Annotated in this window: 9 protein-coding genes; 4 read left to right on the plus strand and 5 right to left on the minus strand. The window is 52.9% G+C overall.

Annotated elements, in window-relative coordinates:
- Window positions 1-136: 136 nt before the first annotated feature.
- Window positions 137-3,634, minus strand: a complete 3,498-nt coding sequence (locus HMJ29_RS11515; protein WP_171591628.1) for a TonB-dependent receptor — start codon at window positions 3,632-3,634, stop codon at window positions 137-139.
- 490 nt (window positions 3,635-4,124) lie between these two features.
- On the opposite strand from HMJ29_RS11515, the gene HMJ29_RS11520 reads away from it, so the two are divergent.
- From HMJ29_RS11520 to HMJ29_RS11530, 3 genes are all read left to right on the plus strand, one after another.
- Entirely contained in the window at window positions 4,125-4,373 is a 249-nt protein-coding gene (locus HMJ29_RS11520) for a hypothetical protein (RefSeq protein ID WP_171591629.1), read from the plus strand.
- A gap of 296 nt (window positions 4,374-4,669) precedes the next feature.
- Window positions 4,670-5,500, plus strand: coding sequence for a cyanophycinase (locus HMJ29_RS11525; protein WP_171591630.1), 831 nt, complete (start codon window positions 4,670-4,672; stop codon window positions 5,498-5,500).
- An 88-nt stretch (window positions 5,501-5,588) separates the two neighbouring features.
- A complete protein-coding gene (locus HMJ29_RS11530; protein WP_171591631.1) occupies window positions 5,589-7,790 on the plus strand; it encodes a bifunctional alpha,alpha-trehalose-phosphate synthase (UDP-forming)/trehalose-phosphatase in 2,202 nt (733 codons plus the stop codon).
- A 4-nt stretch (window positions 7,791-7,794) separates the two neighbouring features.
- Here HMJ29_RS11530 and HMJ29_RS11535 read toward each other — a convergent pair whose 3' ends face one another.
- The 3 genes from HMJ29_RS11535 to HMJ29_RS11545 all read right to left on the minus strand — a co-directional run bounded on the left by HMJ29_RS11535 (window position 7,795) and on the right by HMJ29_RS11545 (window position 12,134).
- Complete coding sequence (locus HMJ29_RS11535; protein ID WP_171591632.1) at window positions 7,795-8,052, minus strand: hypothetical protein; 258 nt, start codon at window positions 8,050-8,052, stop codon at window positions 7,795-7,797.
- Window positions 8,053-8,265: 213 nt separating this feature from the next.
- Entirely contained in the window at window positions 8,266-11,370 is a 3,105-nt protein-coding gene (locus HMJ29_RS11540; protein WP_244679304.1) for a TonB-dependent receptor, read from the minus strand.
- A gap of 236 nt (window positions 11,371-11,606) precedes the next feature.
- The gene (locus tag HMJ29_RS11545) at window positions 11,607-12,134 is read right to left on the minus strand and encodes a C40 family peptidase (protein ID WP_171591634.1); all 528 of its coding nucleotides are present in this window, start codon (window positions 12,132-12,134) and stop codon (window positions 11,607-11,609) included.
- 192 nt (window positions 12,135-12,326) lie between these two features.
- On the opposite strand from HMJ29_RS11545, the gene HMJ29_RS11550 reads away from it, so the two are divergent.
- Window positions 12,327-13,736 (plus strand): FAD-binding oxidoreductase, encoded by a 1,410-nt coding sequence (locus HMJ29_RS11550; RefSeq protein WP_171591635.1) that lies wholly within the window; start codon window positions 12,327-12,329, stop codon window positions 13,734-13,736.
- A 79-nt stretch (window positions 13,737-13,815) separates the two neighbouring features.
- On the opposite strand, the gene HMJ29_RS11555 is transcribed toward HMJ29_RS11550, so the two are convergent.
- Window positions 13,816-14,346: an acyl-CoA-binding protein gene (locus HMJ29_RS11555; protein ID WP_171591636.1), complete on the minus strand. Its 531-nt coding sequence runs from the start codon at window positions 14,344-14,346 to the stop codon at window positions 13,816-13,818.
- Window positions 14,347-14,439: the final 93 nt, after the last annotated feature.

Below are 14,439 nucleotides of genomic sequence, written 5' to 3' on the forward strand. Positions count from 1 at the left end.
GGTGTGACAAAAGTACGTTGTGTTTTTGATTCTGCAAGTGGTACACCCAAAAAAACGCAAAAAAGATGTGGCCTAGGCCATAAAAAAAGTGGGTTAGCGCTAGCGCTAACCCACTTTTTTAAGCTAAGCTGTTGGTTTAGTTGAAGATATAGCGCAGGCCAATCTGGCCCTGCCAACGTGAGCCAAGACCACCCGTATCGTTGCGGAAGGTTTTGGTGAGCGGTACGGCCGGAGTAGTTACCCCCCCAGCAGCGGTGCCAACTGGGTTTGTGAGGTAGCGGTACTCAAATACGGGCTGACCCTGCGCATTGTACCCGTCGAAAGTGAGCGGATTCACGCGGTTCGCCGTCTGGAATACTCCCCAGTCGCTGTTGATGAGGTTTCCTACGTTGAAGATATCCAGGCTCAGCTGCAGCGTGTTGCGGTTTTCACCAATGTTGGTAAACACATCTTGCAGCAAGCGTACATCCAGGCGGTTCTGCCAGGGGCGTACGGCACCGTTGCGCTCAGCGTACTGCCCACGGCGTCCACTCAGGTACTTATCCTGGTTGATGAAAGCATCTAGGTCTGCCCACTGCTGAGCAGCCGAATAGACACCACCACCTTGCGCTGCCGTCAGCGTGATATCACGCAGGTTAATTTCGCTCTGGTTGCGTGGTACGTACATCAGGTCGTTAGAGGTCTGATTGTCACCGTTCATATCACCCGAGTACACGTACGAGTAACGACCCGCCGGAGCAGCCTCGTAGAACATCGAGAAAGTGGTGCCCAGGTGGCCTAGATACTCTTTGCGGTACGATACTGAGCCAATAACCCGGTGCTGCTGCAGGAAGTTGGAGTAGCTCAAAGCTGGGGCGTTCGGGTCGCCCGAGATAGAGCGGTCACGCCAGATAGACTGGGCAATTGAGCCACCATCGTTTACCGAGCGGGAGTCTGAGTAGGTATAAGCTGCGCTCAAGTAGAGGCCGTTATTGAACGACTTCTGCAGCTGCGCCGTCAGGGCGTAAGAATAGCCCTTGTTGGTGTTCTTCATCAGGATGGCATCACTGATGTTAGGGCGAGCCGCCGTATTGCCACCCTGAGAAGCTGGCACTGAGCCGTAAATCTGGTAGTTGCGGGTAGCAGTGACCAAGCCGGCGTTGTTGCCCGTTTGGGGAGCCCCAAACGTGTAGAAGATGGGCCGGTTATCGGGGCCATTAGCCCGAGCAAAAGGAGCCTCCTCGCTGCCAGGCAGGTTTACGTTCTGGTGGTAAACAGCATTGAGGTCCTTGGTGTAGAACGCCTCCAGCGTACCAATGATGCCGCCAATCAGCTGCTGGTCGATGGCTAGGTTAGAGCGCCATACCTGCGGGAATTTGAAATTCTTATCAGTTACTGCCAGGTTATAGGCCGTGTTGGCCGTAGCATTCTGTGGGCGGTAAGCATCTACGTTCGAACTGAAGTAGGAGGGCGTGCCGGTGACTGGGTTAACAGTGTTGGAGCCGCTTAGGCTGTAGGAGCCAAACTGCACGCCGTTGTTGCTGGCCTGGTTGGAAAGCCATACAAAGGGCACCCGACCCGTGAAGATACCGGTACCGCCACGTACCTGGGTCTTTTTGTTGTCCATCACATCCCAGTTGAAACCAACGCGGGGCGAGAACAGCACATTCTTCTTGGGAACGTCGCCGGTGTTGATTTTAACTCCATCGCGGAAAGTCAGGTTGGCCGCGTTAGTGTTTTGGGTCAGGTCTGAAGTCAGGAACGGCAGGTCAGCACGTACCCCGTAGGTTACCCGCAGGTTGTTGCGCGGCGACCATTCATCCTGCAGATACAGGCCTAGCTGAGCTGCCTTAATGTCGGCGAAGGGAAACTCGCCTCCAGGCAGCGCAGAGTATTGTAAGTTGTAACGCGCTGGGCCGGGGCGCGAAGTACCAGCCGCCAGCGGTGCGTAGCTAGCCGTAGCACGGTCGTAGCTGAAGCCCGCCGAAGCATAGAAGTCTTCGAGGGAGTTGAAGGAGTAGTTGCCGTAGTAGTTTGGCGCAAAGCCGTTCCGGAACTTGTAGTACTCATTATAAGTACCCACCGTCACGTTGTGCTTGCCCAAGTAGGCCGTGAAGTTGTCACCTACCTGGAATACGTCGGAGTTCAGAATGTTGAACGCCGAGAAGGGTTCATAGCCAAATGAGGTCAGCGAGTTAGCGGCGTTAATGCCATTCAGGGCTGCCGTAGAAGTGCTGCGCCCTACGCTGGTACCAATGTCAACCAGCGGGAAAATACCACCGCTGCTCTCCCGGTAATCACGGAAAGCAGAGTAACCCGCCGTCAGGTTGTTTGAGAACTTACCGCCACCCAGGGTGCTGTTCAGCTCTGCAATGAACGAGTTCAGGTTGTTATTAATCGTGTAGTACGACGACGAGAAGGGCAGACCGAACTGCGACTGTGAGCGTTGGTTGTTAATTGCGCCCGACGTGCTTGGTGGAATATCCGCGTACGACTTCAGGTAGTTGTACTTGATGTTGAAACGGTTATTCTGGTTAATGTTCCAGTCAATCTTGATTGTGGCCTTGTCGCTGTTTGAGCGGAGCTTGTAGTTTTCGAAAGCACCGGCATTGTAGCCATACTGCTGCTGCAGGAAGTTGCTCAGCGTTTCCAGGTCACGAGCTGAGGCTTGCGAAGTCTGCGAGCCAGAAACCGGAGGCGTTTCGGAGCGGTTGGCAGTGAAGTTACCCGTTGGCGGGTCGTTCCGACGCTCGCGCTCCGCATTCACGAAAAAGAACAGCTTGTCCTTGATGATGGGGCCACCAACGCGGAAGCCTTCGTTGTGCAGCCGGAAGTTGGGGTAAGCCTGCTTGAAATCACCTACTTTTTTGCCTACCAGATCCTGGTCGCGGTAGAAGCCGTAGATGGAGCCCGAGAATTTGTTGGTGCCCGAGCGGGTTACCACGTTGATACCCGCACCCGTGAACGAACCCTGACGAACGTCGTAGGGGGCAATGCTCACCTGTATCTGATCAATGGCATCGAGCGAGATAGGCTGGGCACCAGCCTGGCCACCTACCGTTGATTGCAGGCCAAAGGCATTGTTGAAAATAGCGCCATCAACCGTAATGTTGTTGAAGCCGCTGCTGCGCCCGCCAAAGCTCTGGCCGTTGGCCTGAGGGGTAAGGCGAGTAAAGTCGTTCAGTGAGCGGTTTAGGGTAGGCAAACGCTCAATTTGCTCGCGCTGCACCGTAGTAGCAGCACCCGTCCGGCCAGCATTAATAACTGGGTCCTGCCGTCCGCTTACGACCACTTCGCCCAGCGTCTGCTCCGACTCACTCAGGTTGATGTCGAGACGCAGGTTCTGCCCGAGGGTCAGGAAAATGTTGTCCCGTACTGACTCCTTGTACCCCACAAACGTCACGCGGATAGTGTACGGGCCACCTACGCGCATATTCTGCAGGTTGAAGCGGCCATCTGAGTTGGTGGGCGCTACGTACTGCGTGTTGGTTGGGGTGTGCACGGCAATAACCGTGGCACCTGGCAAACCAGCTCCCGACTTGTCGGTGATAACACCGTTCATAGCCGACGTAGTGGTGCCCTGTGCCCAGCCGAGGTGGGCCGACAGAACCGCCATTGGCACTAAAGCCACAGAGGCGTAAAGATTGCGTCTCATAAAGGGGGATTGATGAAAATCAGGCGCAAAATTACTAGGCTATAGTTCAGGTTAATATTATTTTAATGTTATTAAACCAACGGCATTCACGAAAAATACGGGCAAAACCATTTGTGTAAGAATATGTGGATTAAGGTTATAGGGAAGGTAGGTGGCGTGAGATGAGCAAGAATTCAGATAGTGACAGGTGTAATGCGTACGGGCGTGCGGCAAGGCTACCCATGGCTCGCAACCCAGCGGCCACCAGGTAACCAACCAGCTGCGGCTGCTCTGGGTAGGGAGCGGCTGTTTGCCTGAGCTTGGTGGTATTTAGCGGGAAGAAAACGGGCCATTTGTAGGTACCCAGAAAGGTTGGATGGCGCGCGGCTAATACGTAGTTAAAAAATCCGCATAATCAGGTACTGCCTTTTCCGGGTTTGTGCTGAAAGCCAATGGCTTTATTGTCAAGAGCTTTGCTTCCGTTAAGTAAACGCTTACCAGCACGCTCTACATGTTACTGACGCATTTACACGAGGCCGGATTTTTTCAGATTAACTGGGCGGCATCGGCTCCTGCTTCCGGTATCACATATGTGCGGCCTTCTGCCCAGGAGCTTGTTCGGGTGTTTATTCCCGTAGCAGGTGAGGGAATTGAGGTATACAGCGGCAGCCTGTTTGAAAGCGAGTTGCGCTACCGTGGGCCGGTGCATACACAGGCAGAGCTGCTACGCCTCGTACGTAATGAGCGAAGGGCTATGTAGGTAGCCCCCGTACTAGCGGCAGTTAGCGGGCAGGTAAGCTACAACGAAAGAGCCGCGCACTTCCTTGGATTTGGGGCAGCTGTCATGCGTAATATCTGTGTAATCTAATTACGCGTTTACCGAAGGCGCAATTCCGTATTTATACCAAGTGGCAGGGGAGGAGTAAGCCCGTAAACACTGTCGTTGCTTGGCCTGCACGCTACTATTGCGGGCTTCCGGTGCAAATGAGTAGCACGCACTGTCTGTGTAAACGGGCATACTGGTCTCGCAGGCAATGCTTCTCCTATTTCCTATATATGACAATCAAAACTTCTGCTCCTAAAGGCCGCCTGCTGGCAATTGGAGGCCATGAACAACGCCAGACCAATAAGACAGAAGCCTCGGATATCGATCAATCTGCCGACTTTATTCTTGAACGTTTTGTACAGGAATTGCCCGCTAAAAAAACAGTAGTTGTAATTCCAACCGCTTCAGAAGAGCCCGCAGAGGCTGCTCAAGAGTATATAGAGGTGTTTACTGCGCTTGGTATTGAGAGCGTTGAAGTGTTGAACGTTCAGACTCGGGAGCAAACCAAAGCCCCTGAAGCGCTGGACATGATTAATCGGGCCGATGGCATTCTGTTTACCGGCGGCGACCAATTACGGCTAACCGCCACGTTTGGCGGTACCGCCCTGCTTAAGCGCATCACCGAGCGCTATCAGCAAGAGCCCATCGTAATTGCGGGTACCAGCGCCGGCGCTGCCGCCATGAGCACGCCCATGATTTATCAGGGCCGTAACGATGCCGGCATGCTCAAAGACGAAATTCATATCACCACCGGCTTGCAATTTCTCCGAGATGTTGCCATTGATACGCATTTTGTGGCCAGGGGGCGCATCGTCCGGATGGCTCAGATAATTGCCACCAATCCTGGGTGTATAGGCCTAGGCCTGGAAGAAGATACAGCCGTGTTCGTGACTAAAGGCCGCGAGCTGGAAGTATTAGGCAACGGCTTGGTGGTGCTCGTAGATGGGCATGACTGCAGCGGTAACACCATTGCTGCAATCAAGCCCGGTGAAGTATTCTCTATTCGTGACTTGCGGGTGCATTTGCTGGCTAAGGGAGAGTGTTATAGCCTGCCAGAATAGGGCTGGGTCTGTAGGCCACTGACGTTTATTCGGCGTCCTCGTATAACGTAACTGTGCCAGCGTAAGCACGGCTTAAGCATTCTGCTACATGTCCCGAACGATTATTGTCTCTAACCGGCTCCCTACCAAGGTGCAGCGCACGGCTAACGGGCTCACATTTCAGCCCAGCGAAGGCGGATTAGCTACTGGCCTCGGCTCCATTTATCGGGCCGCCGATAACGTCTGGATTGGTTGGCCCGGCCTGGTCGTTAGTGATCCAGGTGAGCAGCAGCAAGTAACGCAACGCCTGCAAGCTGATAGTATGGCCCCTGTATTCCTTACTGAGCGCGAAATACAGGACTATTACGAAGGCTTCAGCAACGGCACTCTATGGCCTACCTTTCATTATTTCAGCGAGTACGCCCTGTATGAGGAGGTCCACTGGGAGGCTTACGTAGCTGTAAACAGAAAATTCTGCGAGGCAGTGCTGGAACTAGCCGGCCCCGATGATACTATCTGGGTGCACGACTATCAGCTGCTACTGCTGCCTGAAATGCTGCGCCGGGAGCGGCCAAGCGCAACCATTGGTTTCTTCCTGCACATCCCGTTTCCTTCTTATGAGCTACTGCGGGAGTTACCTTGGGGTGCCGAGTTGCTGGAGGGCATGTTAGGGGCCGATCTGATTGGGTTTCACACGTTCAGCTACCAACGGCACTTTCTTAGTGCTGTCTCGCATATGCTGGGCTACCCCAACCAAAGCGGACAGGTGGAAACGCCCTCCCGGCTTGTTTTGGTTGACGCGTTTCCCATGGGTATCGACTTTAAGCAGTATGCGGAAACAGCCAACACAGAGGCAGTGGCTCGGCAGATACTGGCCTACCGCGAGGGTTTCCGGGAAGGCAGGATCGTTCTCTCAATTGACCGGCTTGACTACACCAAAGGAATCGCGCAGCGCCTGCGTGCCTTCGAAGGCTTGCTGCAACGCCACCCAGAATGGCACGGAAAGGTTAGCCTACTGATGGTGGTGGTACCCTCCCGCGACCAGGTAGCCCAGTATCAGAGCCTGAAAGAAGAGATTGATGAGCTGGTAGGGCGCCTGAATGCACAGTTCAGCACCATGTCCTGGACGCCTATTCATTATTTCTACCGCTCCTTTCCTTTCGAAGAACTGGTAGCACTTTACCGTCTAGCCGACATTGCACTCGTAACGCCTGTGCGCGACGGCATGAACCTGGTAGCCAAAGAGTACATTGCCTGCAGAAATGATGAGCGCGGCGTACTCATCCTAAGTGAGCGGGCCGGAGCCGCCCATGAACTCTCCGACGCCTTACTTATCAACCCCACTGATACCAACCACTTAGTTGAGGCGCTGAATGAAGCGCTGCTGATGCCAGAGGAAGAACAAGGCCGGCGTATGGGCCATTTGCGGGCTCTGGTAGAGCAATATGATGTGTTTGCCTGGACCAAGTTATTTATGGACAGACTGGCCTACAGCAAGATCAAGCAGCATATTTACGCTACTGATTCACTTGATCAGGAGGCCAGAGCCCAGCTACAAGCACGTTATGAAACGGCCAACAGCAGACTACTCTTGCTGGATTACGATGGTACCTTGGTGCGCTTCGAGTCTAATCCGCAACGGGCCCAGCCTGATGCGGAACTGCTTCGACTGCTGAGCTCCTTGGCTGACGATCCGCGCAACCGCGTAGTTATCATCAGTGGCCGCGACCGGGCCACCCTGGAAAAGTGGCTAGGCCACTTGCCTGTTGATTTTATAGCAGAGCATGGCGTCTGGTTGCGGCGCGCGCGCGAGGAGTGGCAGCTGTTTCAGGAGCTCCGTGCCGACTGGAAACCAGAAGTGCGCCTCCTTATGGAGTTATATGTGCGCCGCACGGCTGGGGCTTCCATAGAAGAGAAGGACTATTCTCTAGCTTGGCACTACCGCCGGGTTGATGCCGACCTAGGAGCGGTTCGGGCCCGTGAACTGCTCAGCCACCTGTCTTTTATCACCTCCAATACTGAGTTGCAGGTGCTGGAAGGAAGTAAGGTGCTGGAGGTGAAAAATGCCGGCATAAACAAAGGCACCGCTGTAGCTCGGTGGCTCCAGCCAGAGCCACCAGAGTTTATTCTGGCCCTCGGCGACGGCCGTACCGATGAGGATACTTTTAAAGCACTGCCTGCTGAGGCCTACACTATAAAAGTGGGGAATGCCGCTAGGTCGTTGGCGCGTTACTGTGTGGGCGACTCAGACGATGTTCGCAGCTTATTACAAAGCCTGCTAGTTATAGGAGAAGTAGAAATACTGGCCTAGCTGACTAGGCCAGTATTTTTCCGCGCAAGTCCCAGTGGCTGGATGCTACCTTGAGGCTCCCATGTTGGCGCATATTAGTGCGCATGTACCACTCACGCACAATAAACCCGTCAGGGCGACGCTTGCCGAAGAAAAGGTTTGCCGGCTCACCGTGTTCGTTTGTCACTAAGGTGATGTTGTAGCCTTTGAACATGTCGTTAATTCGAGATGAAGGTTCAAAATTCTTGCTGAGCTTTTTGTCTAGCTCACGGTGCAATGGCATAAAACGGAAAGTATAGCGCTTTGCCTCACGCACCGCTGCTTATCCATCAGACTGGAAAAACTGGATGAGCCAATCCGTAGCCCAGCTGTATATATAATTGCCGCCGTTGAATTATTGGTAGTTTACCCCAAAACAGGTTCGAGATATAAGGGCACAAAAAGAGGGGCGGAGAATATCTCCGCCCCTCTTGGGTAATTAAGAAGTCAGGTAGACTTAGTTGAAGATGTAACGCACACCCAACTGACCCTGCCAACGTGAGTTGAAAGGAGCAATGTCGTAGGAGCGGTTGTTAGTGGCAAATGCGCTAGGGAAAGTAAACGTAGGCTGTACGTTCGGAGCATTCGTTCCAACTACCGACAGGAGTTCCGTAGCGCTGTTAGCTACTGAATACTGATGACCCCAGTCCTTGTTCACCAGGTTACCAACGTTGATAACGTCGAAGGTAATCTGAATGGTGTTTTTCTTGCCACCAGCCTGGAAGTTGAAGTCCTGCGTCAGACGCATGTCAATCTGGTGAGTCCAAGGCAGCCGTGCAGCAAAACGCTCAGCATACTGACCACGGTGGCTACGCAGATAAGGATCGTTGTTGATGAAAGCATCCAATTGATCCTGCACTTGAGCTAAAGTGCGCCCTTCTGAAGCAGCAAGTTTAATCTCATTGACGTCACGCACATCACGTGGGATGTAAATGAGGTCGTTGCCCGTGCTACCGTCGTTGTTCAGGTCGCGGTTGTACAGGTAAGTCAATGGCTGACCTGACAAGCCTTCATATACTACGGAGAGGCCGGTAGCCAGCTTGTCGCCTGCATAATGGAACGTGTAACCACCCGTTGCCAACACGCGGTGACGCTGGTCGTTGCGTGAGTAACCTAGCTCTGGGTTGTTTGGATCAAACTGGATTTGGTTGAAGCCAAAGTTAGACGAGGCAGTGCTGCTAGAGCCGCTGTTGATTTCCTTCGACTTGCCGTACGTATAGGCCACCGAAGTATTCAAGCCATTTTTGAATTGCTTCTGTAACTGAGCCGTAGCATTGTAACGGTAACCTTTATTGGTATTATCCAATAGGTAAACGTTAGTGAACTTTGGATCAATCCGACGAACCGCTACCGATGGGTTAGAGCTAGCCGTAACTGAAGAATACACCGGACGCTGATCAGCACCAGCCAAACGACCAACAGGTGCAGCCAGGTTGATATCTCTGTAGTAGATATCATTAACGGTTTTCGAGTATATGCCTTCAAGGGTAGCCACGATATCACCGGGCAGGCGGAAGTCAACAGCCAAGTTGGAACGCCATACCTGTGGCAGTTTGAAATCGTCGCTTAAAACGTTGATCTGCGTCGTTTTTACAGCACCATTCTGGTAATATGTAGGGAACTGACCAATGTCAGTCAGTACCACTTTCTGACCAGCAGCATTAGTAGTGCTAGCAGGGTTGTTCACGTCAACCGAGCCCTGGATTACACCGCTGTTAGTGTAGCTGTTCGAAATCCATACGAAAGGTACACGACCGGTGAAAATACCCGTTCCGCCACGTACCTGAATCTTCTGATCGTTGTTTACATCCCAGTTGAAACCTACACGGGGAGCAAATAACACTTGGCCGCTAGGTACATTCTGGGTGTTGATTTTACCGTACTGTGCGAATGCCGTCTGGGCCTCTACGTCAGCATTATAAGCAGGCTTATCAATGAATACAGGTACGTCAATACGAGCTCCCAGTGTTAAACGAAGGTTTTCAACGGGCGAATATTGATCCTGAGCATAGAAGCCCAACTGCATAGCTTTGAACGCAGCCTCGCCGTTATCAGCCGTTGGATAAGCAGCCTGCAAGCGGTTTGACGTTCCGTTGTAAAAGTTTTGCAGTGAGTTGAACTGGTAGTAGCCGTTGCCGTTGTTAATGAACAGGTTACGGAACTTGAACCACTCGTTGTGCGTGCCCAACGTAATGGTATGCTTACCAAAAGCCGCCGTTACGTTGTCAGTTACCTCTACAATGTCCTGGTCTAGCTGGTTAGCTGATGAGCTACGCTCGGTGCCGAGAGTATAACGCAGGCCTTTGTCGTTGATTTCAAAGGTAGGGAACAGACCGCCTGAAGTGCCGCGAGTATCGCGAATGCGCGAGTAGCTCAACAGCAGCTTGTTGGAGAATCGACCAAATACGCTATTCAGTTCTGCTACAGAACTGTTCGTAACGTTATTGAACTTGTAAGCATTGTTGCCAAAGCGTATCTGCGTTGAAGAACGCGAGATGTTGTCATCAAATGCCTTTACATAGTTATGGCGAACCGTGAGCTGATGGTTCTGCGACAAGTTGAAGTCTAAGCGCCCAAAAATCTTGTTGCTCTCGCGGCGCGCATTGATGCTGCCATATTCCCCCACGTCGTAGCCATAGCGCGAGCTTACGTAGCTGGTAATAGAGTCAAGCGCAGAGGTACGGAAGCGGGAAGTGGAGGTGCCAGGCTCGAACGAGAGGGGAGTGCTCTGACGAGCAATTTCTGCGTTCAGGAAAAAGAAGACTTTATCTCGCACCAAAGCACCACCAACACGAGCGCCCGTCTGGTAGTTGTAGAATTCATCGGCTTTGGTACGGGGTTCCGTTACACTTTTGCCAACTGAATTCTGGTTGCGCCCAAAGCCATAAATAGAGGCTTGTACTTCATTGGTGCCGGAGCGGGTAACAGCGTTAACGCCACCACCAGTGAAGTTACCCAGGGTTACGTCATACGGAGCAACTACTACCTGAATCTCCTGGATAGCATCCAAGGCAATAGGAGTAGTGCCCGACTGGCCACCTGGGGTGCCGCTGCCTGCCAAACCAAAAACGTCGTTGTTAACTGCGCCGTCAATGGTGATGTTGTTATAACGGTTGTTAGAGCCACCAATTGAGCTGCTGCCACCACCGTTAGCTTGTGGGGTCAGGCGGGTGAAGTCGTTTAGCGAGCGGCTCAGCGTGGGCAGACGCTGGATTTGCTCCCGGCTAACCGTGGTTTCAGCACCTGTGCGGCTCGAGTTAATTACCCGGTCACGAGCGCCACTTACTACTACTTCGTTCAACTGCTGAGTAGCTTCGCTCAGGTTAATATCTAAGCGCTGGTTCTGGCCTAGTGAGAGCGTAATGTTTTCGCGGATTGCATCAGCATAACCAATAAAGGTTACGCGCACGGTGTAGGGACCACCTACGCGCATGCCCTGAATGTTGAAGCGGCCCTCCGAGTTGGTCGGGGCAACGTACTGCGTGTTGGTCGGGGTGTGTACGGCAATAACCGTAGCACCTGGTAGGCCCGCTCCCGACTTGTCGGTGATAACACCGTTCATAGCCGACGTGGTGGCACCCTGACCCCAACTGAGATGGGCTGACAGAATCGCCATTGGGACTAAAGCCGCAGAGGCGTAAAGATTGCGTCTCATAAAGGGGGGATTGGTGAAAAAGTGTACTTTAAGTAAGGGTGAACTTTGTGAGAGGGTGGTGTGTGTAGCGTGAGGCTGACTCGCTTTTGTAAAGCCTTAAGCAACACAAGGTTTGTTTTCGGCCACAAAGGTAAGAGGGAATCTCACAACCTAGGTCGTACTGCTTTAATGAATCTGCTGAGGTAGTAATCAGTCTCCAGAGCATTCTCAATTACACCTAAAGAGCTGGAAGCGTGAATGAAATGCACACTTTCGTCGGAGGCTTCTGTAACCAGGCCTACGTGAGTTATAGTAGAACTACCCGGCGAACCTCCGAAAAATACCAAATCGCCCGGCTGTAAATTTTGTGGCTTAACTGGTTCACCCCACAACGCTTGCTCATTGCTGGAGCGCGGAATGGTTACGTTAATGGCCGCAAACGACATGAACAGCAGCCCCGAGCAGTCCATCCCTAGCCGGGTAGTACCGCCAAATTTATAGGGGGTTCCCTCAAAGGAGCGGGCTGTTTCAATCACGGAAGCAATTTCGCGCTTCATGTTAGCGGGCAGCGGCCGGGCGCTAGGCCTCTTTACTACTACCTTGCTTTTACCTCTGGTAGTGGCTAGCTTGGTCTTGGCCTTGCTATGAGGTGCTATACCGCGCCGGCGTTCCGTGGCCTTAATTCGGGCCATATCGCGGGCTGAGTAGTACCGCCCGTTTCGGTAATTTACTTTCTTGGCACCGCTGCAAGCGGCTAACCAACCTAGCAACCCTATCAGTAGCACTGGCAGCCACCGGCGCCACTGCGCCGAATGCCGTACCTTCGTAACGTGTTCCCGCATCGCTGCAAAGATAGGTGAACAGGTCATTTTGCTCCTCTATATATGGAATATCAAGTTTTAACCCCGGCGCTTATTGCCCAGTTTGAAGCGGTTTTAGGCGAAGCACACGTCCTGACGGCCCAGCGTGTGGATGCGGAAGTATACGCTGATTATGGCCGCGACCATACCGAGGACCTGCACTTCGCACCCGATGTAGTGGTTCGTCCGGCAAACGCCGAGGAGGTAAGCCAAATTGTGCGCCTGTGCTATGAGCACCGCATTCCGGTTACGCCTCGTGGGGCCGGTACCGGCCTGTCAGGTGGGGCGCTACCTATTCATCACGGAGTGGTATTGAGCACTGAGCGGCTCAACCGAATCATCGAGATTGATGAGCGAAACCTGCAGGCCACGGTAGAGCCTGGCGTAGTAACTGAGGTGTTCCAGAATGCGGTGAAAGAGGTAGGCCTGTTTTACCCACCTGACCCCGCCAGCAAGGGCAGCTGTTTCCTGGGGGGTAACCTCAGCGAGAGCAGTGGGGGCCCAAAGGCCGTGAAATATGGCGTTACCAAAGACTATGTGCTGAACATGCAAGTGGTGCTGCCTACCGGCGACATCATCTGGACGGGAGCAAATACTCTCAAAAACGCCACTGGGTATAACCTTACCCAACTCATGATTGGCTCTGAGGGTACGCTAGGCATCATCACCCGTATTGTTTTCAAGCTACTGCCTTACCCGCAACAAAATATTTTGTTGCTGGCACCCTTCCGCGATGAGAACGAGGCGGCGGCGGCTGTCTCAGCTATTTTCAGAGCTGGCATTGTACCCTCCGGCCTTGAGTTCATGGAGCGCGAAGCCATTGAATGGTCGTCGCGCTACCTGAATATTCCGCTTAGTCTGCCAGCCGATATCCGGGCACACTTGCTTATTGAGCTTGATGGGCAAGATCTGGATCAGTTATATAAAGAGGCCGAAGCCGTTTACGCGGTGCTGGAAAGCTATAACGTGGATGAGATTTTGCTGGCTGATACTGCCGGGCAGAAGGATGATTTGTGGCGGATTCGGCGGAACATTGGAAATGCGGTGCGCTACAATTCCGTCTATAAGGAAGAAGATACCGTTGTGCCCCGCGCCGAGCTAGCAACGCTATTGAAGGGGGTGAAGGAAATCGGGAGCCGCTACGGTTTCAACTCCGTATGCTACGGCCATGCCGGCGACGGTAACCTGCACGTAAACATTATCCGTGGCGACCTGGATGATGACATGTGGCACCACGGCCTGCAGGAACCTATTAAAGAACTGTTCCGTCTGTGCGTAAGTCTCGGAGGAACTATTTCCGGTGAGCATGGAATAGGCCTAGTACAAAAACCCTACATCGGTATTGCCATCGGGGAGGTGCAACTCAATCTGATGCGCGGCATCAAGCAGGTGTTTGACCCCCGCGGCATCATGAACCCCGGGAAAATATTTTAAGAATGTCTATTCCATAAAAAAAGCCTCTCACAATTGTGAGAGGCTTTTTTTATGGATTTATGGCCGTGGCTTAGCAAGCTTAGCTTTGATCACCTTTCAATTTATCCTCACCACCATAAGGAGCGCCGGCCGTAATATCGCCGCGTAAACCTCCCTGTGAAATTCCTGGCCGCGTAGTTGACTGCTGCGAGAGGGTAGTGTTGTCGTTGGCCTGTACTTCAGGGCCGGAAGTAGCATCAGCTCCACCTACCTGCGACCCAGTAGCTGGCTGCCCGTTACCAGTGATAACGGTAGTCTGCTCTCCTACGGGGCCTGCAATTTCCTTCACTTTCGCAACATACTGGCGGCGCGCATCATCCTGGCTAACGCCCTTGTACTTGCTCCAGGCGTCCCACTGAGCTTGAGAAAGGCCTTTAGGGCCATTGGGATTGTCGGGGGTGTCGTCGCCTACTTCGTCGCGCTTGGCATCATGGTCGCCGTCGGTGGCTTGCTTATATAAACCATATAAGTCAGTCATATGAGCGGCCGCTTGGTCACCAGGTAGGCCGTCAACGCGTGTAACAGCGGCTTCAAACTCTTGCTGCAGAGTCATTTGGTCTTGTAAGTTCATGGCGAAGGTCAAAGTAAAAATGGGGGAGAATACAGAGGGTGTACTAACGTGGCACGGCTTTGGTTGCGAGCCGCGACCGTAGTTTTTCCGAAC

It is taken from the genome of Hymenobacter taeanensis (assembly GCF_013137895.1).
GTDB classification, from domain to species: domain Bacteria; phylum Bacteroidota; class Bacteroidia; order Cytophagales; family Hymenobacteraceae; genus Hymenobacter; species Hymenobacter taeanensis.

Excerpts from the sequence above, each read along its gene's own strand:
- HMJ29_RS11515 (WP_171591628.1), bottom strand. The coding sequence starts at position 3,634 with ATGAGACGCAATCTTTACGCCTCTGTGGCTTTAGTGCCAATGGCGGTT.
- HMJ29_RS11520 (WP_171591629.1), top strand. The coding sequence starts at position 4,125 with ATGTTACTGACGCATTTACACGAGGCCGGATTTTTTCAGATTAACTGG.
- HMJ29_RS11525 (WP_171591630.1), top strand. The coding sequence starts at position 4,670 with ATGACAATCAAAACTTCTGCTCCTAAAGGCCGCCTGCTGGCAATTGGA.
- HMJ29_RS11530 (WP_171591631.1), top strand. The coding sequence starts at position 5,589 with ATGTCCCGAACGATTATTGTCTCTAACCGGCTCCCTACCAAGGTGCAG.
- HMJ29_RS11535 (WP_171591632.1), bottom strand. The coding sequence starts at position 8,052 with ATGCCATTGCACCGTGAGCTAGACAAAAAGCTCAGCAAGAATTTTGAA.
- HMJ29_RS11540 (WP_244679304.1), bottom strand. The coding sequence starts at position 11,370 with ATGAACGGTGTTATCACCGACAAGTCGGGAGCGGGCCTACCAGGTGCT.
- HMJ29_RS11545 (WP_171591634.1), bottom strand. The coding sequence starts at position 12,134 with ATGGCCCGAATTAAGGCCACGGAACGCCGGCGCGGTATAGCACCTCAT.
- HMJ29_RS11550 (WP_171591635.1), top strand. The coding sequence starts at position 12,327 with ATGGAATATCAAGTTTTAACCCCGGCGCTTATTGCCCAGTTTGAAGCG.
- HMJ29_RS11555 (WP_171591636.1), bottom strand. The coding sequence starts at position 14,346 with ATGAACTTACAAGACCAAATGACTCTGCAGCAAGAGTTTGAAGCCGCT.